Source organism: Enterobacter cloacae complex sp. P6RS, assembly GCF_014982245.1.
Taxonomy (GTDB): Bacteria; Pseudomonadota; Gammaproteobacteria; order Enterobacterales; family Enterobacteriaceae; genus Enterobacter; species Enterobacter bugandensis.
Map to the genome: position 1 here is coordinate 58,506 of NZ_JADCLB010000020.1, position 20,728 is coordinate 79,233.

The following is a 20,728-nucleotide window of genomic DNA, read 5'->3' on the forward strand; positions in this document are numbered from 1 at the left end:
AGATCGACGAGAAATATCGTGACACAAGGGGCCGTGAGTGGGCTATAATTTCGAGCTAATTTCGAATGATTTTGAAATACTGCCTGTAACGCTATGAATTACAAGGCAAAATAAGCAATGAATATAAGGATTAAAGCTATGGGTTTTCTTTCCGGTAAGCGCATTCTGGTGACTGGCGTTGCCAGCAAACTGTCCATCGCATACGGCATCGCACAGGCAATGCATCGCGAAGGCGCTGAGCTGGCGTTCACCTACCAGAACGACAAGCTGAAAGGCCGTGTTGAAGAGTTTGCCGCGCAGCTGGGTTCCAGCATTGTTCTGGAATGTGACGTTGCACAAGACGAAAGCATCGACGGCATGTTTGCTGAACTGGCAAAAGCATGGCCGAAATTCGACGGTTTCGTTCACTCCATCGGCTTCGCTCCAGGCGACCAGCTGGACGGCGACTACGTGAACGCGGTAACCCGTGATGGCTTTAAAATCGCGCACGACATCAGCTCCTACAGCTTCGTTGCAATGGCGAAATCTTGCCGCGCAATGCTGAACCCGGGCGCAGCGCTGCTGACCCTGTCCTACCTGGGCGCAGAGCGTGCTATCCCTAACTACAACGTTATGGGCCTGGCGAAAGCATCTCTGGAAGCCAACGTGCGCTACATGGCGAACGCAATGGGTCCAGAAGGCGTGCGCGTTAACGCCATCTCTGCTGGCCCTATCCGCACCCTGGCGGCGTCCGGCATCAAAGATTTCCGTAAAATGCTGGCACACTGCGAAGCGGTTACCCCGATTCGTCGTACCGTTACCATTGAAGATGTGGGTAACTCTGCTGCATTCCTGTGCTCTGACCTTTCCGCAGGTATCTCCGGCGAAGTGGTTCACGTTGACGGCGGCTTCAACATCGCTGCAATGAACGAGCTGGAAATTAAATAAGCTGTGGCTCTCTTCCCGCATGGGAAGAGAGCTTTCCCCCTCCGCACTCCCCTTCGTTATTCCGTTCTGCTATTTGTTATCACCTAACAATATTTTTCCCTTTATCTGCCTTACGCCAGGATATTGATCGCCATTTTGAGATCAAGGAACGCCCATGGAACAACGCCGTTTTTCCGGCAAAGGCCACTGGTATCACGAAACCCAGTCTAACCACGCGCAGCCGGATGTGCTGCCCCTGGTGCCCGAAGCCGCTAACGTCGACGATCGTTTTTTGCTCGATTTAGCCCTGCCAGATGAGATTGTCGCCGCCTGTACCGGCTGGCTCGCTCCTGCCAGATCCTTATGTCACCAGCTGTTCCCGCTCTCACTTCCCGTAAACCGCCTGCGAACGCTTAGCGCCTACGATCGGTTAAGTACCGCGCTGACGGTGGCGCAGGCCTGCGGCGTTCAGCGGCTGTGCAATCACTACGCCGCCCTCCTCGCCCCGCTGCCGGGTCCTGACTCCTCCCGCGAAAGTAACCGACGGTTGGCGCAAATCACGCAGTACGCCCGCCAGCTCGCCAGCTCACCTGACGTCATTGATGATAAGGCGCGAAACCAGCTTGATGAGGTAGGTCTGTCTATCTATGACGTTGTGGTGATTAACCAGATAATCGGCTTTATCGGTTTTCAGGCGCGCGTGGTCGCCGTCTTTCAGGCGCTGCTCGGCCATCCCGTCCGCTGGCTGCCGGGCCATCATATTCAGCCGCACACCCTGCCAACGTCCTCCGACGCGTGGATCTCGCTTCTGCCCGTGGTCGAGCTTCGCTATGCCAGTGCGCATCAGCTTGAGTCCCTCTCCCGCTGGCAGGCAGAGCCCACGCTTGAGGCGCTGACGCCGGTCCTGTGCCATGAACCGACCTTGCTCGATCTGATGGGGGAGATCCTGATAAACAGCCGGGAAACGGTTTCGCTGCCTCCTCCGGCGCTTTCGGCAGCAGCCGAATTGCTGACACGCTCGCCGGACCGCTTCAGCGCCGCACAATTTACCCCGCTCACGGAAGAAGGACTTACTGCCGTTCAGGCGATCAACCTGCTCAGCCAATGCGCGCTGGAGGGCTGGCTCAATCGACTAAAAGTCGCGTCCGGCAAAGCGGAATAACCACACTCTTTCCCCAAAGAGCGCTTGCTGTAGCAGTGAGAATCGCGTAAAACTGTCAGCCGCTCAATGGCTACGAAAATAGAACATTATGTTTCAGGACAACCCGCTGCTAGCGCAGCTTAAACAGCAACTGCATTCCCAGACGCCGCGTGCAGAAGGGGTCGTGAAAGCCACGGAAAAGGGCTTTGGCTTCCTTGAAGTTGACGCGCAGAAAAGCTACTTCATTCCGCCACCGCAGATGAAGAAAGTGATGCATGGCGATCGCGTCATGGCCGTCATTCATACCGAGAAGGAACGTGAATCCGCCGAGCCGGAAGAACTGATCGAGCCGTTCCTGACCCGCTTTGTGGGCAAAGTGCAGAGAAAGGACGATCGTCTTTCTGTCGTGCCGGATCACCCCCTGCTGAAAGATGCCATTCCCTGCCGCGCCGCCCGCGGCGTTGAGCATGATTTTAAAGAAGGTGACTGGGCCGTGGCAGAAATGCGCCGTCATCCTCTGAAAGGCGACCGCGGTTTCTATGCTGAACTGACCCAGTTCATCACCTTTGGCGACGACCATTTCGTCCCGTGGTGGGTCACGCTGGCGCGCCATAATCTTGAAAAAGAAGCGCCGAACGGCGTGGCAACTGAGATGCAGGATGAAGGCCTGGCGCGCCGCGATCTTACCACGCTGGAGTTTGTCACCATCGACAGCGCCAGCACAGAAGATATGGACGATGCGCTCTACGCTGAAGAGAGCGCCGATGGCAAACTGCATTTGACCGTCGCCATTGCCGATCCAACAGCCTGGATTGTGGAAGGCAGCAAGCTGGACGAAACGGCGAAAATCCGCGCGTTCACCAACTACCTGCCGGGCTTTAACATCCCGATGCTGCCGCGCGAACTGTCTGACGACCTGTGCTCGCTGCGCCCAAATGAGGTGCGCCCGGTTCTCGCCTGCCGCATGACCATTGCCGCAGATGGCACGATTGAAGACGATATCGAATTCTTTGCCGCCACCATCGAATCCAAAGCCAAGCTGGCCTATGACAATGTCTCCGACTGGCTGGAAAACACCGGCAGCTGGAAACCTGAATCCGATGCTATCGCGGCACAGATTCGTCTACTGCACCGCATCTGCCTGAACCGCGGCGAGTGGCGTAAGACTCACGCCCTGGTCTTCAAGGATCGTCCGGATTATCGTTTTGTTCTCGGTGAAAAAGGCGAAGTGCTGGATATCGTGGCCGAGCCGCGACGCATTGCTAACCGCATCGTCGAAGAAGCGATGATTTCCGCCAACATCTGTGCCGCGCGCGTGCTGCGCGACAGGCTGGGCTTCGGTATTTACAACGTTCATACCGGATTCGATCCGGCCAATACCGAAGCGCTCGCGGCCCTGCTGAAGAATCACGATGTGCATGTTGATCCGGAAGAAGTGCTGACACTGCCGGGCTTCTGCAAGCTTCGCCGCGAGCTGGACGCTCAGCCGTCCGGTTTCCTGGATAGCCGTATTCGCCGTTTCCAGTCCTTCGCGGAAATCAGCACCGAGCCAGGCCCGCACTTTGGCCTCGGTCTGGAAGCCTACGCCACCTGGACCTCCCCGATCCGTAAGTATGGCGATATGGTTAACCACCGCCTGCTGAAAGCGATTATTAAGGGCGAAACCATTGCCCGTCCTCAGGACGACACGACCCTACAGATGGCCGAGCGACGCCGTCTGAACCGCATGGCGGAACGTGACGTCGGAGACTGGCTATACGCGCGCTTCCTGCAGGATAAAGCCGGTACCGATACCCGCTTCGCGGCTGAAATTATTGATATCAGCCGCGGGGGAATGCGCGTACGTCTGGTGGATAACGGTGCGGTCGCCTTTATCCCTGCCCCGTTCCTGCACGCCGTTCGTGACGAACTGGTCTGCAGTCAGGAAAGCGGCACCGTGCAAATTAAAGGCGAGACGGTTTACAAAGTCACTGACGTGATTGATGTAACTATCGCTGAGGTTCGCATGGAAACCCGCAGTATTATTGCGCGCCCTGTCGCCTGATAACCTGCTCAATTGTCGGTCATTTCCGTTCAGAAAGGCCGACAATTTTCTCCCTGTCTTTCCCCCCGCAAAAGCATCATTTTTCTTACTTTTTCCGCCCCAGCCCGCCCAAAATAGCCATTATTATCTACAGTTAAAGAGTGCTGCCCTGTTCGGGCACCTGGATTTTATACGCTCAGCATTTTTATCTGCCTGATGCGTTTTATTATAAAAAAGCTTCGAAAAACAATGCCTTCACTGCGGCTTTGCCGCTATTTTCAACGGAAAAGTCGACGACTAATGAATAATTTGTTCGCTAATGCGTCGCGGCGGGAGAAATCATGATCGACGAACTTGAGCAAAATTTGCTGTTTCGTTACATGGGTACTCACAGCCCGTGGTGGCGATTGTCGGCTGACAGCAACGCTCTGCACCTTGCCGCCAGCGAAAATGCTGACGTGACTCAGGAGATCGTACTGGATGATGAACAGGCCGCACAGATCCGTCAGCTAACGGTAATGACCACCAGCATTTCCCTGAACCTCTCTCTTTACGGCGAGCAAGTTCCCGTCCATCTTGTCGGACGCAAAATCACCCGAAACGAGTGGGCCGGAACGGCTTCCGCCTGGAACGATACGCCCTCCGTGGCACGCGATCTGGCTCAGGGACTCTCCTTTGCGGAACAGGTTGTTTCTGAAGCGAATTCCGTCATTGTCATTCTCGATCAAAACGGCAATATCCAGCGCTTTAACCGCCTGAGCGAAGAGTATACCGGTCTGAAAGAACATGAAGTCATTGGTCAAAACGTGTTTGAACTGTTCATGAGCCGCAGCGAAGCGGCAGCCTCGAAGCGCAACATTGCGGGTTTCTTTCGCAACGGCAGCTCCTACGAAGTCGAACGCTGGATTAAAACGCGAAAAGGGCAACGCTTGTTTCTGTTCAGAAATAAATTCGTTCACAGCGGCAGCGGTAAAAATGAAATTTTCCTTATCTGCTCCGGGACCGACATTACCGAAGAACGACGGGCACAGGAGCGCCTGCGCGTGCTGGCCAATACCGATACCATCACCGGCCTGCCCAACCGCAATGCGATCCATGAGCTGATTTCAGACGCCATCAATAGCCGCGGCGACACGCAGGTTGGCGTGGTGTACCTCGACCTCGATAACTTCAAAAAGGTTAACGATGCCTACGGGCATATGTTCGGCGATCAGCTCCTGCAGGCGGTTGCACTTGCCCTTCTGAGTTGTCTGGATGAGGGGCAGGTTTTAGCGCGGCTCGGCGGCGATGAGTTTATCGTTATGGCCACCAATACCTCTCAGGGCTCGCTGGAAGCGATGGCGTCGCGTATTCTGACCCGCCTGCGCCAGCCGTTCAGAATCGGTCTGATTGAGGTTTACACCGGTTGCTCCCTGGGGATCGCCCTCGCGCCGCAGCACGGGAACGATCGGGAAAGCGTGATTCGCAATGCCGACATCGCCATGTACACCGCCAAGGAGAATGGCCGTGGCAAATTCTGCGTCTTCTCCCCCGAGATGAACCAGCGCGTGTTTGAGTACCTGTGGCTGGACACCAACCTGCGTAAAGCGCTGGATAACGATCAGCTCCTGATCCACTACCAGCCGAAAATGACCTGGCGCGGCGAAGTCAGAAGCCTTGAAGCGCTGGTCCGCTGGCAGTCGCCCGAGCGCGGGCTGATCCCCCCTCTGGAATTTATCTCTTATGCCGAGGAGTCCGGTTTGATTGTGCCGCTGGGTCGCTGGGTGATGCTTGATGTGGTTCGCCAGGTGGCAAAATGGCGTGACAAGGGAATTAACCTGCGCGTGGCCGTGAACGTCTCTGCACGTCAGTTGGCCGACCAGACGATTTTCAGCGAGCTAAAGCAGGCGCTTAAGGATCTGCATTTTGAGTACTGCCCTATCGACGTTGAGTTAACCGAAAGCTGTCTTATCGAAAACGAAGAGCTGGCGCTCTCGGTGATCCAGCAATTCAGTCGGCTCGGGGCACAAATTCATCTGGACGATTTCGGTACCGGCTACTCCTCCCTTTCCCAGCTGGCGCGTTTTCCTATTGATGCCATTAAACTCGATCAGGCTTTTGTCAGAGATATTCACAAGCACTCTGTCTCCCAGTCTCTGGTACGCGCCATTGTCGCAGTGGCGCAGGCGTTAAACCTGCAGGTGATTGCCGAAGGGGTGGAGAACGCAAAAGAAGATGCCTTTCTGACCAAGAATGGCGTCAACGAACGGCAGGGTTTTCTTTTCGCTAAGCCGATGCCCGCTGCCGCATTCGAGCGCTGGCTAAAACGATATCAAGCGCGACAACAACGTTAACGTCATACAGAGGTTCACTTTCGTATAGGTAATTTCGTTATGGCGTTTTTTCCCTTCTCTTTTGAACCTATTTTCTGCATCATTGAAATTATTAACTTTTCGCTCCTGGGGAGAGATGATGTCTACTATTGATCCACAAGCTGTAGCACAACGTATTGATACCGTGCTGGATATCCTGGTGGCGGGTGATTATCACTCTGCGATCCGTAATCTCGAGATCCTGAAGTCTGAACTTCTCGCTCAGGATGGCGCTGACAATGCCCCCGAAAACCGACAGCCTAAAGCGCCGTGGGAAGTCTAATCCCACTGTCTCAGACCTCGTTTCGCTTTATTAATTGGATGCTATGAATTCCCGACAACAACTCATTTTGCAGATGGTCATCGATCAGGGGCGCGTAAGCGTCGTTGAGCTGGCTAAAACCACCGGCGTTTCAGAAGTCACCATCCGTCAGGATCTTAATCTGCTGGAAAAACAGAGCTACCTGCGCCGTGCGCATGGCTATGCCGTGCCGCTGGACAGCGACGACGTTGAGACGCGCATGATGAATAACTACGCGCTTAAACGAGAACTGGCAGAATTTGCTGCATCGCTGGTAAACCCTGGCGAGACGGTCTTTATTGAAAACGGCAGCAGCAACGCTCTTCTGGCACGTACGCTCGCCGAACAAAAAGACGTTACCATCATCACCGTCAGTAGCTATATCGCCCATTTGCTCAAAGAGACGCGCTGTGAGGTGATTTTGCTGGGCGGCATTTACCAGAAAAAAAGTGAGAGCATGGTAGGCCCGCTAACCCGGCAGTATGTCCAGCAGGTTCATTTCAGTAAGGCGTTTATCGGTATTGACGGCTGGCAGCCGGAGACAGGCTTCACCGGCCGGGATATGATGCGTTCTGACGTTGTGAATGCCGTTTTGGAAAAAGAGTGTGAAGCCATTGTGCTGACCGACAGCTCTAAATTTGGTGCCGTCCATCCTTACACCATGGGTCCAGCCTCACGCTTTAGCCGCGTAATTACCGACGAAAGGTTAAGCGACGAACATCGTAATAAACTGGAAGATGACGGTCTCATTGTCGATATTATTAAAACGCCCGCCTGAGTCCATTTGCGCCCGTATTCCGGGCGCATATGCCCCCTTCGTCTGAGAGGATTCCTATCCATCCTTTAAGAGTTTTTACCTGTTTAACCTGCCGTAAAGTCGTAAAATTAATGTTAGCGATATAACAGGAAGTGACTATCACCTGCGTGATTACGTAACGCCTGCGCGACCAGCTTTCACGGAAAAAAGAATTGAGTATTCATTTTGACTATACTTAATGTGTACATCTTTCCGTGAATCGATAATTCAGGAGAAAGTATTATGACCTTAACCAGCAAAAAATTAGCCGCCGCTGTTCTGGCAATCACTGTAGCAATGTCCCTGAGCGCGTGCTCTAACTGGTCTAAACGTGACCGTAACACCGCAATTGGCGCCGGTGCTGGTGCGCTCGGTGGTGCAGTATTAACGGATGGTAGTACGCTGGGTACATTAGGCGGCGCTGCTGTCGGTGGTATTATCGGTCACCAGGTTGGCAAATAATTATTCTTTCAGCCTTCCCGTTAAGGCGATTTAGCATCGCATTTCAGGTCTGACTAACGCACGTATATAACACGAGCCACGGCATTTGCCGTGGCTTATTTATTTTAGCCGCCTGCCAGTTTAACTTTCATGCCTTTGGCTTCAAGGAGCGATTTAATTAAATCGCGTTTATCACCCTGAATTTCGATAATGCCGTCCTTCACGGCGCCGCCGCAGCCACATTTTTTCTTCAACTCTGCTGCCAGCTTGTTCAGCTCCGCATCATCCAGATCAATCCCGGAGATCAGGCAGACCCCCTTTCCTTTTCGCCCGCTGGTCTGACGCTGGATACGAACAATACCGTCACCTTTCGGACGTTCTGCTTTCGTTTTCGGTTCGTCTATGCGCCCGCTTTCCGTCGAGTAGACCAGCCGACTGTTGGAATCAGTCATTGCGCCCCCTTTTTCAGTGATGCGTTGATAGCCTTAAGCGTCTCTGCCGGGTTCGCAGACTGCGTCACCGGCCGGCCGATAACCATGTAGTCAACGCCTGCTGCCAGCGCCTGCTCAGGCGTCATAATGCGTCGCTGATCGCCCACGTCGCTGCCAGCAGGACGAATGCCTGGCGTGACCAGTTTAAAATCTTTGCCCAACTCTGACTTAAAGCGTACCGCTTCCTGCGCGGAGCAAACGACGCCATCGAGACCACAGCTCTGCGTCAGACGCGCGAGACGCTCGGCGTGCCCGGCAGGTGACAACGTCACGCCAAGGTCGCGCAAGTCGCTGTCGTCCATGCTGGTCAGCACGGTAACCGCAATCAGTAATGGCGCATCGTTGCCGAACGGCAGGAGTGCTTCGCGAGCGGCTGTCATCATTCTCGCCCCGCCCGACGCGTGGACGTTGACCATCCATACACCCAGTTCCGCAGCGGCGGCAACCGCGTGCGCCGTGGTGTTCGGGATATCATGGAATTTGAGATCGAGGAAGACATCGAAACCGCGCTGCTGCAGATCGCGGACGATTTGCGGTCCAAACAGCGTGAACATCTCTTTACCAACTTTCAGACGACAATCGCGAGGATCGATACCGTCGACAAAGGCCAGCGCTGCGTCACGCTTATTGTAATCAAGCGCAACAACAACAGGAGAATCCGTAATAACGCGGGAAGTGGAGGAAGTAACAGACGTCATGACCAGCCCTTTTCGTCTATGGGCGCGCAGCGGCGCGGAACAGATAAACGGCCTGCATTCTACCTGCCGTCGCCGCAAATTGACAGAATCCATTTATGCCCCTGCCAGGCCAGCAAGCCGCACGCTGTTGAGAAAGCGGTAAAAGCCATCAGTATGTTGTAACTAAAATGAAGGCTTTTAAAAAAATTACTGCCCATCCAGGCCGCGAATTGGCTTGATGGTGGACCAGGCCCGGCAGGACGGACAATGCCAGTAGAGCGTGTAGGCGGTAAAACCACACTTCTGGCAACGGTAGCGCGGCTTGCTGCGCACCTGCTCGCCAACCATGTCGCGCAGTACCATCAGACTCTCTTTCGCGCGCCCTTCTTCCGCATCGTTCAGATGGTAGTCCATCAGCTTGTGGAATACGCGCATCGTGGGATGACGCTGCAGCTGACGGGTAATATAAACCTGTGCGGTGTCGCTCCCCTCATACTGCTCAACCACGTCAGAGAGCATCAGCTCAGCGGTCGCGCCGGTATTCTCTTCCACGCAACGACGCAGAAATGCCACCCACTCTTCCTGCTTGTCCAGCTGCTGATAGCAGGTTTGCAGCATTTCAAGCGTTTCGCTGACCAGCTCTTTGTCCTGGTCAATCACCCGCATCAGGCTTTCAACGGCTTTAGCGTAGTCGCCGCTGGCCATAAAAACGCGCCCCATCATGATAGAGATACGCGCGCTATTGCGGTCCGCGGCGGCGCCTTTCTTGAGCAACGCCATGGCTTTGTCCATGTCGTCGTTGCCCATCTGCTGAAGGGCAAGCTCGCAGTAGAAATGCGCAATTTCAACGCGCTGCTTGTCTTTGCCCAGCTTCACCAGACGTTCGGCCGTATCAATGGCTTTCTGCCAGTCGCTGGTGGCCTGGTAAATCTGCAGTAACTGCTGCAACGCGCCGATACGGAAATCCGTTTCATCCACCAGCTGTGTGAACATATCTTCAGCGCGATCGTACAGCCCCGCGGCCATATAGTCTCGGCCCAGCTGTTGTACCGCCAGGAGACGTTGTTCGTAGGTCAGGGAGGCGCTTTCCATCAGGGTCTGGTGGATACGGATAGCGCGGTCAACCTCGCCGCGCGAGCGGAACAGGTTACCGAGAGTGAGGTGGGCTTCGACGGTCCCCGTATCCTCTTTCAGCATATCGAGGAACAGGTCTACCGCTTTGTCCTGCTGATTGCTCAGGAGGAAGTTCACCCCCGCAACGTAGTCGCGGGAGAGTCGGTTAGCCTCATCCTGTTTCGTTTGTTGCGCACTTCTGCGGCCCATATACCAGCCATAGGCTGCAGCTACAGGCAAAAGCAGAAACAACAACTCCAGCATAGTCGATTATTCCTTCACGACCGGCACACCTGAACTTTCCGGCATGTCGGACGCAGGCGCAATGTGCTGTTCAAGTCGTTTAATTTTACGTTCAGCGCGCGCAAGAGAAACACGAACTTTCAACCAGAAAAGACCGCAAACCAGCCAGCCGATGGCAAAGCCTGCAGCAAATAAGACCGCCAGCAGGCTGGAGACCCGATACTCACCCTGCGCCAGCAGATAGTTAAACGTCACCTGTTGATCGTTTTGTGCACCCAATGTGACTGAAATGACAAAAATCGCCAATACCAGTAAGAAAATGAGTAAATATTTCACATTACTTCCCGTTATGTGGTTCAAGCGAATAAAGTGTGTTCAACTCACCGCAATCAGCCTTATAAACTACCATTTTAGCGACGGGCGCGAAACGGAAAAAGTAACGCGCACGTCATGGATTTATGGGCAAAATGCACAATATCAACCGTCAGGCGTCGCTTTGCTCCCTTTCGGCGATCTCTTCTTTCTCTTCAGGCGGTGGCGTGAGCGGGCCGCAGAACCGTTCTGCAAGCCAGGTTGCCAGCGTCACCAGCATCCAGGAGATCAGCGTAGCGACCACCAGATCCCGCGGCCAGTGCATTCCCAGCAGCAAGCGGCTGCCCATCACCCCTGTCGCCCAAACCAGTAAAATCGCGATGGTCATGGTGCGACGTCTAGGCCAAAGCAGCCCAACGCCCAGCAACGCCCAGCTGGCTGCAAACATCGTATGGCCGGAAGGAAACGCGAATCCCGTCTCTTTTTGCCAGTGCTTACGCAGGAACTTTGGAATATCTTCCTGTTCTGAAAGCTGTTCTTTCACCAGCGCGCCGCGATCTTTACGCTTTAAATTGTAGAACTCATCCACCGGAACATGGTGCGCTTTTTCCAGCCAGACGACAAAAGGTCTTGGCTCCTGAACATGATCCTTCACCCAGGACTTCACGCCCTGTCCAATAACGATCGCGCCACCGAGGATAGCAAAGAGCATCAACGCCGCGCGCAGTCGAAAGCGCAGACACCACAAGAACCAGCCGCAGAGGATAACGTGGGTAATAATTCCCCACGGCTGCGTGACCGTCTCCGTTACCCAGTATAACGTTTTCAGCCACGTGGCATTCTGCCCCGGCTGCCACACCCAGCCGGAGACCCACACGGCCAAAGGCATAATCAGTAAAATGGCCGCGCCTGCTGCCGTACGTCTGGCGATTGAAAGCATGTCTTCTCCTTTTTCGCTAAGCCTCACAATCATAACTGAAATTCATTCGATGGGTGGATATGTCGGATCGTGCGTTTAACGTTCATATAGCATGGCGCCCATTAGGCGAACGTGCTGAGCTTGTGGCAAAATGGACAAATACAGAAAGCAAAACAGGCGCAAGGCACGAAACGTGTCAGCCTACTCTGGAGAATCACATGCAGCTTAAACGTGTGGCAGAAGCCAAACTGCCAACCCCATGGGGCGATTTCCTGATGGTGGGGTTTGAAGAACTGGCAACCGGACAGGATCATGTCGCGCTGGTCTACGGCGACATTTCAGGGCAGACGCCGGTGCTGTCCCGCGTCCATTCGGAGTGTCTGACCGGCGACGCGTTGTTCAGCCTGCGCTGTGATTGCGGTTTCCAGCTCGAAGCTGCCCTTACCCATATTGCCGAAGAAGGCCGCGGCGTGCTGCTCTATCACCGTCAGGAAGGTCGTAACATTGGTCTGCTGAATAAAATCCGCGCTTACGCGCTGCAGGACCAGGGCTACGATACGGTGGAAGCCAACCATCAGCTCGGTTTTGCCGCCGATGAACGTGATTTCACCCTCTGCGCCGATATGTTCAAGCTGCTGGGCGTGGACGAGGTTCGCCTGCTGACCAATAATCCCAAAAAGGTGGAAATCCTCACCGAAGCCGGGATCAACATCGTCGAGCGTGTACCGCTGATTGTCGGCCGCAACCCGAAAAATGCCCACTATCTTGATACCAAGGCGGCCAAAATGGGCCATCTTCTGAAAGAGTGAAAGTAAAAAGCCCGGCACAGATGCCGGGCTTTTTTTATCAATCCAGCATTTTACGAATCACATAATGTAAAATGCCGTCGTTCTGGTAGTAGGTCAGTTCGGTTGCCGTATCAATACGACACCGGCATTCCAGTACCTCACTTTTCCCGTCTGCTCGCGTAAGCTTCACCGGCACCGTTTTGCCCGGCTGCAGGTTTTGCAGGCCGCTAATATCAATCTGCTCTTCCCCCGTCAGGCCCAGCGTTTTGCGCGTGACGCCCTGCGGGAACTCAAGCGGCAGGATCCCCATGCCAATCAGGTTCGAGCGGTGAATACGTTCAAACGACTCGGCGATGACCACGCGAACGCCAAGCAGTCGCGGACCTTTCGCCGCCCAGTCACGACTGGAGCCGGACCCGTACTCTTTCCCGGCGATCACCGCCAGCGGCGTACCTTCCTGCTGATATTTGACGGCTGCGTCATAAATCGACACGACTTCCGTCCCCGGAAGATGGCGCGTCATCCCCCCTTCCACGCCCGGAACCATTTCGTTACGAATGCGGATGTTGGCAAACGTCCCGCGCATCATTACTTCATGGTTACCGCGGCGCGATCCGTAGGAGTTAAAATCGCGGCGCTCCACGCCCCGGCTTTGCAGATAACGGCCCGCCGGGCTGTCGGCTTTGATGCTCCCCGCCGGAGAGATATGGTCAGTGGTGACGGAATCCCCCAGCATCGCCAGTATGCGCGCCCCGTGAATATCCTGAAGCGGTGCAGGCTCGGCCAGCATTTCATCAAAGAACGGCGACAGGCGGATATAGGTGGAATCGTCCTGCCAGTCATAGGTGTCCGAGCCCACAACGTTGATGGCTTTCCATTCCGGCGTGCCTTCAAACACTTCCGCATACTCTTTGCGGAACATCTCGGTGGAGACCTTTTCAACGGCCATCGCAATTTCACGTGAGGATGGCCAGATATCTTTCAGATAGACCGGCTCATTCTTGCGGTCGTGACCAATAGGATCGGTAGCCAGGTTGATATTCATGTTCCCGGCGAGCGCGTAGGCCACCACCAGCGGCGGCGAAGCGAGCCAGTTGGTTTTCACCAGCGGATGAATACGTCCTTCAAAGTTACGGTTACCGGAAAGGACTGCGCCAACCGTCAGATCGCCCTGCTTGATCGCCGTTTCAATAGGTTCAGGCAGCGGGCCAGAGTTACCGATGCAGGTGGTACAGCCATAGCCCACGAGGTTAAAGCCCAGCTCATCAAGATAAGGCGTTAGCCTGGCCTGCGCCAGGTAATCCGAGACCACTTTGGAGCCCGGTGCCAGGGAGGCTTTTACCCAGGGCTGTGGTTTCAGCCCCAGCTCAACCGCTTTTTTAGCCAGCAAGCCGGCAGCCATTAATACGCTGGGGTTTGAGGTGTTGGTGCAGGAGGTAATGGCGGCTATGACAACCGCGCCGTCCGGGAGCTGATACTGATGTCCGTTCAGAACATAGTCGATTGGGCGATGGTCCTTCTTCGCCACGTTAACTTCCAGCTCGTTGCTTGCGGCAAACGCTTTTGGCACGTCGCTTAACGTTACGCGATCCTGCGGACGTTTCGGACCGGCGAGGCTCGCCTCAACGCTTCCCATGTCAAGCGCAAGCGTGCTGGTAAATACCGGCTCATCCCCCGGATTGCGCCACATGCCCTGCGCTTTGGTGTACGCCTCCACCAGCGCCACCTGCTCTTCGCTGCGTCCGCTCAGGCGCATGTACTCCAGCGTGACGTCATCAATGGGGAAAAATCCGCAGGTTGCACCATATTCTGGCGCCATGTTGGCGATGGTCGCGCGGTCTGCCAGCGGCAGCGAATCCAGCCCGTCACCGTAAAATTCAACAAATTTTCCCACCACACCATGCTTACGCAGCATCTGGGTAACGGTGAGCACCAGATCGGTGGCGGTAATGCCTTCAGACAGCTTCCCGGTGAGCTTAAAGCCCACAACATCAGGGATAAGCATGGAGACCGGCTGACCGAGCATGGCGGCTTCCGCTTCGATACCGCCGACACCCCAGCCCAGCACGCCGAGGCCGTTAATCATGGTGGTGTGGGAATCTGTACCCACCAGCGTGTCCGGATAAGCCACCCACTCTTTGTCCTGCAATTCACTCCAGACGGCTTTACCGAGATATTCAAGGTTAACCTGGTGACAAATACCGGTGCCGGGTGGAACCACGCTAAAGCGGCTGAACGCCTGCTGACCCCACTTCAGGAAGACATAACGCTCGTGATTTCGCTCCATCTCGAGACGCACGTTCTCGCCAAAGGCATCGTCATCACCGAAGTGGTCAACGGTTACGGAGTGATCAATCACGAGGTCGACGGGTGAAAGCGGGTTCACTTTAGCCGTATCACCGCCGAGGCGTTTAACCGCCTCACGCATGGCGGCGAGATCCACCACGGCAGGAACGCCGGTGAAGTCCTGCATCAGGACCCTTGCCGGGCGGTAGGCAATTTCTCTGTCGGCATGGGCATTCTTAAGCCACCCTGCCAGCGCCTGAATATCGTCAAGGGTCACGGAGTCACCGTCCTGCCAGCGCAAGAGATTTTCCAGCAAAACTTTCAAGGACTTGGGTAAACGCGAAATGTCCCCAAGCGTTCTGGCAGCCAGCGGCAGGCTATAGTAGTGCCAGGTTTTATTTTCTGCCTGTAACGTGTCCTTACTGGCTTCGCGTAGGGTTAACGACATAAGCTCCTCCTTAATTACAGAGATGTCCTGACAATCATCAGGGCCGTAATTAAAGATAACACAAAGATGTCGTAACGTTTTGATAACAACCCAAATTGATAAATTTAGGAATGGTCCAGAGGAGGGTAAAACAAAAAACCCCGCCGCAGCGAGGTTTTATGATTTAGTGGACGGCCAGCCAGATGAGCTGACTCCAGAACAGAATCGACAGGGTAAAAACGCCGATCCATGACCAGTATTTTTGAGACATCATGTTATTCATCATAGGGACACCAGGCATTATTTATTAAACATTCCGAGGCAGGTCCTCGTGCTATATTGCTGATGTGTATTTATTAAAGAGTACAAAGGCGCATAGTCATTATTCAGACTAACTGCATCATTACGCAATAAACTAAATTATTGTTTTTTGGGTTCGTCTTCCGCGAACACATCAATAAAAGCCTGCTGCTGCGGCGTCAGTTTCCAGGATGCTGGCACTGCTGTTGCAGGCGCTTTGCGTCCCTTGTGAACAGTGTCATGATGCTGACACATCCGCTTTGCTGTTTCTGTACGTACCGTCACTGCCATATTCAACCCCAATATTTCCAGGCCAGGAGAGCAACCATCACCCAGAACAGGGCGGAAACGAGAAAGACCGCCAGCCAGGCTTTACGCTTGAGCGCAGGATCCCTTTGCGGTTCTTCACTTCCTGAAGGCATTGCTAACCTCATACAATCGATATCGCTTATCATTTAGGACCAAACAATTGGTACAATTAATCATCTGTTGAGATAAATCCTAAAGAAACTTTAGCCGAAAAGCCAGTGAATTTACGCATCAAGAGGCATGAAATATTCAATCTTTTGACCAGAAATAAATATTTGAAAAGAAAAATTTGCGTAGCCGTTAATTAGTTTCTATTTTTGTCGCCAATTCACGACATTAAAGCCACACAAATTAAAAGGATAATGACAATATATGGCAGGGGAAGTGCAGATGATGATAATTCTAATTTAGCTTTAAGCCAATATTTCGGTATCTTTCCCTCAGGGAAAGATACCGGGTGTGATTATTTTTCAGGGAGTTTGATATCTTTAAACATCTCTTCGATATCTTCATTTGATCGTAATGCCACGGCGGTATCCACCACGTCACGCGTTAAATGCGGTGCAAAGCGCTGAATAAAATCATACATATAGCTTCGCAGGAAGGTACTGCGGCGGAAGCCAATTTTTGTCGTGCTGTGGCTGAAAATATCATGCGCATCAAGACGCACCAGGTCAGGGTCTGACACCGGGTCGACCGCCATGCTGGCGATCACCCCTACCCCCAGGCCAAGCCGTACATAGGTCTTTATAACGTCGGCATCGGTGGCGGTAAAGACAATCCGCGGCGTTAACCCGGCCCGGTTGAAGGCGGTATCAAGCTCAGATCGTCCGGTGAAGCCAAACGTGTAGGTGACCAGAGGATATTGCGCCAGCTCTTCGATTGACACCGACCCTTTGCCCGCCAGCGGATGATCCGGGGTCACCACAATGGAGCGGTTCCAGTGATAGCACGGCAGCATGACCAGATCGTCATAGAGATGGAGCGCTTCCGTCGCGATGGCAAAATCTGCATTGCCCTTCGACACCGCCTCCGCAATTTGCGTCGGCGATCCCTGGTGCATATGCAGGGAGACGCGCGGATAACGCTCGATAAAGCCCTTGATAACGCCCGGTAGCGCATAGCGCGCCTGGGTGTGCGTCGTGGCAATATACAGCGAGCCTTTATCCGGCCAGGTATGTTCCCCCGCCACAGACTTAATCGCATCGACTTTGGAAAGGACTTCCCGCGCAATACGGATGATTTCCTGCCCCGCTGGCGTCACCTGGGTAAGGTGCTTACCACTGCGGGCGAAAATCTGAATACCTAATTCATCCTCCAGCATGCGAACCTGCTTGCTGATGCCCGGTTGCGAGGTATATAGCCCCTCGGCGGTGGAAGAGACATTAAGGTTGTGATTCACCACCTCAACGATATAACGAAGCTGTTGTAATTTCATGCCAGACCATCCGATTTAGCGCACGCGGTCAATCGCTTAAGACGATTTGATAATAAAAAAAGGGTTAACTATAACCACTATATCACTTATAGCCTGACTGTATAGTACGGAACAAAAAATAATAATAAGGTAATAAAAAAGGGCCGGAAGTCCGGCCCTTTCACGGGTAAGCTACGGTTAAGAAAGATTATTTCTTGCCTTCAACCCATTTGCCATCGACAAAGAAGGCGGACCATCCGGTCGCTTTACCCTCTTTCTCTGCCGCAACGTACTGCTGCTTCGTTTTACGGCTAAAACGGACCACCGTCTTATTGCCTTCAGGATCCTGCTGTGGCGCATCGGCCAGATAACGCAGCTTCTCAGGCAGACGATCCCGGAAGCGATGCAGCTCTTCCACCAGCGGGGCGCGCGTTTCACGCGATTTCGGGAAGGTGTTGGCGGCCAGGAAGACACCTGCGGCACCATCACGCAGCACGAAGTACGCGTCGGATTTTTCACACGGCAATTCTGGCAGCGGAACCGGATCTTCCTTCGGCGGAGCAACCTCACCATTGCGCAGAATTTTGCGCGTGTTCTTACACTCGTCGTTGGTGCAGGCCATGTACTTACCGAAACGCCCCATTTTCAGGTGCATCTCAGAGCCACACTTCTCGCACTCCACAATCGGGCCGTCATAGCCTTTAATGCGGAACTCACCCTCTTCGATCTCATACCCGTCGCACGTTGGGTTGTTACCACACACGTGCAGCTTACGTTTAGGATCGATCAGATAGCTGTCCATCGCCGTGCCGCATTTTTTGCAGCGGCGTTTCGCGCGCAGGGCGTTGGTTTCCGCATCATCACCTTCCAGCACGTTGAGAACTTCGTTCTCCGGCACCAGGTTGATGGTTGTTTTGCAGCGCTCTTTTGGTGGCAGCGCATAGCCTGAACAGCCAAGGAACACGCCCGTTGTCGCAGTACGGATCCCCATCTTGCGGCCGCAGGTCGGGCAGTCGATGCTGGTCAGAACCATCTGGTTAGGCAGCATGCCGCCCTCTTCAGGATCTTTCTCCGCTTTCTCAAGCTGGTTGGTAAAGTCGCTGAAGAAGCTATCAAGAACCTTCTTCCACTCCGCCTTGTGACTGGCCACTTCGTCGAGGCTGTCTTCCATCTGCGCGGTGAAGTCGTAGTTCATCAATTCGCGGAAGTTAGCTTCCAGACGGTCAGTGACAATCTCACCCATTTTTTCGGCATAGAAACGGCGGTTCTCTACGCGAACGTAACCGCGGTCCTGAATGGTAGAGATGATTGACGCGTAGGTTGACGGACGGCCAATCCCGCGTTTTTCCAGCTCTTTAACCAACGACGCTTCACTAAAGCGCGCAGGCGGCTTGGTGAAGTGCTGGGCCGGAACCAGGTCGACAAGCGACAACTCGTCGCCTTTGTTTACCGCAGGCAGCGTACGGTCTTCATCACCTTTACGCAGTGCAGGCATCACTTTCGTCCAGCCGTCGAAGCGCAGAATACGACCGCGTGCCTTGAGGCGGAAGTCGCCCGCGCCAACGGTCAGCGTAGTGGAATCATATTTCGCTGGTGTCATCTGACACGCGACAAACTGACGCCAGATCAGCTGATACAGCTTCTGGGCGTCGGCTTCCATATCCTTCAGCGACTCGGCTAAAACAGAGACATCAGAGGGACGAATCGCTTCGTGCGCTTCCTGAGAATTCTCTTTGCTGGCGAACTGGTTGGCGCTTTCCGGCAGGTATTTTTTACCGAAGTTATCGCTGATGTAGCCGCGCACCATGTTCACCGCGTCCTGGCTCAGGTTCGTTGAGTCAGTACGCATGTAGGTGATGTAACCCGCTTCATACAAGCGCTGGGCCATCATCATGGTTTTCTTCACGCCGTAACCCAGACGGGTGCTCGCCGCCTGTTGCAGTGTGGACGTGATAAACGGCGCGCCAGGCTTGCTGCTGGTCGGCTTATCTTCGCGTTCCAGTACCTGATAGCGCGCTTTTTCCAGCAGCGCCACGGCGGCCATGGTCTGATCGCGGTTTTCAGGACGGAAAGGCTTATCGTTGTGATGGCTTACCTGCAGCGGTAGCGCATCACCGCCCGGGGTGGTGACATTGGCGTCAACTTCCCAGAACTCTTCCGGCACGAAGGCTTTAATTTCGCGTTCACGCTCAACGACAAGACGCACGGCTACAGACTGCACGCGTCCTGCAGACAGGCCGCGGGCAATCTTTTTCCACAGCAGTGGAGAAACCATGTAGCCCACAACGCGGTCCATAAAGCGACGCGCCTGCTGGGCGTTCACACGGTCGATATTCAGCTCGCCCGGCTTCTCAAACGCCTGACGAATCGCATTCTTTGTAATTTCGTTAAACACTACGCGGCTGTAGCGTTTGTCATCCCCGCCGATCACTTCCCGCAGGTGCCACGCAATGGCTTCCCCTTCGCGGTCAAGGTCGGTTGCGAGATAGATGTGGTCTGCTTTTTCAGCCAGCTGCTTCAGCTCGTTAACGACTTTTTCTTTCCCGGGCAGCACTTCATATTGTGCATCCCAGTTGTGCCATGGGTTAACCCCCATGCGGTTGACAAGCGCGCTACGTTCATCCTTTTTAGGCTTTTTAGCCCCTTTGGTGGAGGTAGAGTCTGCGCTCTTTTTGCTGGCTGAGCCACTGGTCGGCAAATCGCGGATGTGACCAACGCTGGACTTAACCACGTAGTCATTACCCAGATACTTATTGATCGTTTTGGCTTTTGCCGGGGACTCAACGATGACGAGAGCTTTACCCATATTCACCTTTACCTAATTTAATTCTTCCAGGAATACGCCGCACGTTGATTTCCCTTCCGCTGACGACGAGCCAATGATATTGCGACTGCGTCAGGGGATATCAACCCCTATGTCTTACCGAACGTCAGAATGGCGACATCCAGGTCATTGAGTTTTCGGGTATTTTTCTCACATCTCGTATAATTCGTGACGAATTCCCGGTCGAATGTCAAGCAATTCTGTTGCCAGAATGACGAAAGCGCACACTCTACCTGATAAAATTCGTTACGCAACTTTATTAGCATGCAAAAGCAAATCCCGCCAACCTGCCCTCTGCATCTTATCCCCTCACATAACAGGGAAAATTTGCCCCCAAAGCGCCCCCGGCGTAGACTATTGTCACTGTTTAAGGAGTGGATTATGCAGAATACGACCCAACCCATTGACCGAGCCTCTCTGCTTATCGAAGCAAACAAGCTTATTCGTGACCATGAAGATACGCTGGCAGGCATTGAAGCCACCGGCGTTGAGCAACGTAATGGCGTGCTGGTTTTCAGCGGCGAATACTTCCTTGACGAGCAGGGGTTACCGACCCCGAAAAGCACTGCCGTGTTTAATATGTTTAAATACCTGGCGCATACGCTTTCAGAGAAATATCACCTGGTCGATTAATGCAAAACGCGAGGCATATGCCTCGCGTTT

General features: G+C 53.9%; 20 protein-coding genes. 9 read left to right on the forward strand and 11 right to left on the reverse strand.

Annotated elements, in window-relative coordinates; all coding sequences use genetic code 11:
• Window positions 1-138: 138 nt before the first annotated feature.
• The 7 genes from fabI (at window position 139) to osmB (ending at window position 7,980) form a co-directional block, all read left to right on the forward strand.
• On the forward strand, window positions 139-927 hold the full coding sequence (gene fabI / locus INF73_RS14045) for an enoyl-ACP reductase FabI (protein WP_003856831.1): 789 nt from the start codon (window positions 139-141) through the stop codon (window positions 925-927).
• 154 nt (window positions 928-1,081) lie between these two features.
• Window positions 1,082-2,068, forward strand: a complete 987-nt coding sequence (locus INF73_RS14050; RefSeq protein ID WP_069732849.1) for an oxidoreductase — start codon at window positions 1,082-1,084, stop codon at window positions 2,066-2,068.
• Between the two features lie 88 nt (window positions 2,069-2,156).
• A complete protein-coding gene (locus INF73_RS14055; RefSeq protein ID WP_193542337.1) occupies window positions 2,157-4,091 on the forward strand; it encodes an exoribonuclease II in 1,935 nt (644 codons plus the stop codon).
• Window positions 4,092-4,411: 320 nt separating this feature from the next.
• Window positions 4,412-6,403: a cyclic di-GMP phosphodiesterase gene (gene pdeR / locus INF73_RS14060; protein ID WP_028013393.1), complete on the forward strand. Its 1,992-nt coding sequence runs from the start codon at window positions 4,412-4,414 to the stop codon at window positions 6,401-6,403.
• Between the two features lie 118 nt (window positions 6,404-6,521).
• Window positions 6,522-6,704 (forward strand): hypothetical protein, encoded by a 183-nt coding sequence (locus INF73_RS14065; RefSeq protein WP_041909652.1) that lies wholly within the window; start codon window positions 6,522-6,524, stop codon window positions 6,702-6,704.
• Window positions 6,705-6,747: 43 nt separating this feature from the next.
• Window positions 6,748-7,500: a DNA-binding transcriptional regulator YciT gene (locus INF73_RS14070; protein ID WP_041909650.1), complete on the forward strand. Its 753-nt coding sequence runs from the start codon at window positions 6,748-6,750 to the stop codon at window positions 7,498-7,500.
• 261 nt (window positions 7,501-7,761) lie between these two features.
• Window positions 7,762-7,980, forward strand: a complete 219-nt coding sequence (osmB, locus tag INF73_RS14075) for an osmotically-inducible lipoprotein OsmB (protein ID WP_008501216.1) — start codon at window positions 7,762-7,764, stop codon at window positions 7,978-7,980.
• Between the two features lie 104 nt (window positions 7,981-8,084).
• Here osmB and yciH read toward each other — a convergent pair whose 3' ends face one another.
• From yciH to pgpB, 5 genes are all read right to left on the reverse strand, one after another.
• Window positions 8,085-8,411 (reverse strand): stress response translation initiation inhibitor YciH, encoded by a 327-nt coding sequence (gene yciH, locus INF73_RS14080; RefSeq protein ID WP_045630534.1) that lies wholly within the window; start codon window positions 8,409-8,411, stop codon window positions 8,085-8,087.
• On the reverse strand, window positions 8,408-9,148 hold the full coding sequence (gene pyrF, locus INF73_RS14085; protein ID WP_045260660.1) for an orotidine-5'-phosphate decarboxylase: 741 nt from the start codon (window positions 9,146-9,148) through the stop codon (window positions 8,408-8,410). Before pyrF ends, yciH begins: the two co-directional genes overlap by 4 nt.
• 186 nt (window positions 9,149-9,334) lie before the next feature.
• Complete coding sequence (gene lapB, locus INF73_RS14090; RefSeq protein WP_041909646.1) at window positions 9,335-10,504, reverse strand: lipopolysaccharide assembly protein LapB; 1,170 nt, start codon at window positions 10,502-10,504, stop codon at window positions 9,335-9,337.
• Between the two features lie 6 nt (window positions 10,505-10,510).
• Entirely contained in the window at window positions 10,511-10,819 is a 309-nt protein-coding gene (locus INF73_RS14095) for a LapA family protein (protein WP_028013399.1), read from the reverse strand.
• 148 nt (window positions 10,820-10,967) lie between these two features.
• Window positions 10,968-11,735 carry a phosphatidylglycerophosphatase B gene (gene pgpB, locus INF73_RS14100; RefSeq protein ID WP_088205584.1) on the reverse strand — a complete coding sequence of 256 codons (768 nt, stop codon included), beginning with the start codon at window positions 11,733-11,735 and terminating at the stop codon, window positions 10,968-10,970.
• 197 nt (window positions 11,736-11,932) lie between these two features.
• On the opposite strand from pgpB, the gene ribA reads away from it, so the two are divergent.
• Window positions 11,933-12,523, forward strand: a complete 591-nt coding sequence (ribA, locus tag INF73_RS14105; protein ID WP_028013401.1) for a GTP cyclohydrolase II — start codon at window positions 11,933-11,935, stop codon at window positions 12,521-12,523.
• 37 nt (window positions 12,524-12,560) lie between these two features.
• On the opposite strand, the gene acnA is transcribed toward ribA, so the two are convergent.
• The 6 genes from acnA to topA all read right to left on the reverse strand — a co-directional run bounded on the left by acnA (window position 12,561) and on the right by topA (window position 20,047).
• Window positions 12,561-15,236, reverse strand: a complete 2,676-nt coding sequence (gene acnA, locus INF73_RS14110; protein WP_063154362.1) for an aconitate hydratase AcnA — start codon at window positions 15,234-15,236, stop codon at window positions 12,561-12,563.
• Window positions 15,237-15,399: 163 nt separating this feature from the next.
• A complete protein-coding gene (gene ymiC / locus INF73_RS22095) occupies window positions 15,400-15,498 on the reverse strand; it encodes a small membrane protein YmiC (protein ID WP_032644994.1) in 99 nt (32 codons plus the stop codon).
• Window positions 15,499-15,635: 137 nt separating this feature from the next.
• Window positions 15,636-15,806 (reverse strand): hypothetical protein, encoded by a 171-nt coding sequence (locus INF73_RS14115; protein ID WP_032644881.1) that lies wholly within the window; start codon window positions 15,804-15,806, stop codon window positions 15,636-15,638.
• A 2-nt stretch (window positions 15,807-15,808) separates the two neighbouring features.
• Window positions 15,809-15,949, reverse strand: coding sequence for a YmiA family putative membrane protein (locus tag INF73_RS14120; RefSeq protein ID WP_213743510.1), 141 nt, complete (start codon window positions 15,947-15,949; stop codon window positions 15,809-15,811).
• Window positions 15,950-16,287: 338 nt separating this feature from the next.
• Window positions 16,288-17,262, reverse strand: a complete 975-nt coding sequence (gene cysB / locus INF73_RS14125; RefSeq protein ID WP_028013403.1) for an HTH-type transcriptional regulator CysB — start codon at window positions 17,260-17,262, stop codon at window positions 16,288-16,290.
• A 187-nt stretch (window positions 17,263-17,449) separates the two neighbouring features.
• Complete coding sequence (gene topA, locus INF73_RS14130; protein ID WP_041909639.1) at window positions 17,450-20,047, reverse strand: type I DNA topoisomerase; 2,598 nt, start codon at window positions 20,045-20,047, stop codon at window positions 17,450-17,452.
• A gap of 399 nt (window positions 20,048-20,446) precedes the next feature.
• Here topA and INF73_RS14135 point away from each other — a divergent pair, with 399 nt between their 5' ends.
• On the forward strand, window positions 20,447-20,698 hold the full coding sequence (locus INF73_RS14135) for a YciN family protein (protein ID WP_003856804.1): 252 nt from the start codon (window positions 20,447-20,449) through the stop codon (window positions 20,696-20,698).
• Window positions 20,699-20,728 lie beyond the last annotated feature (30 nt).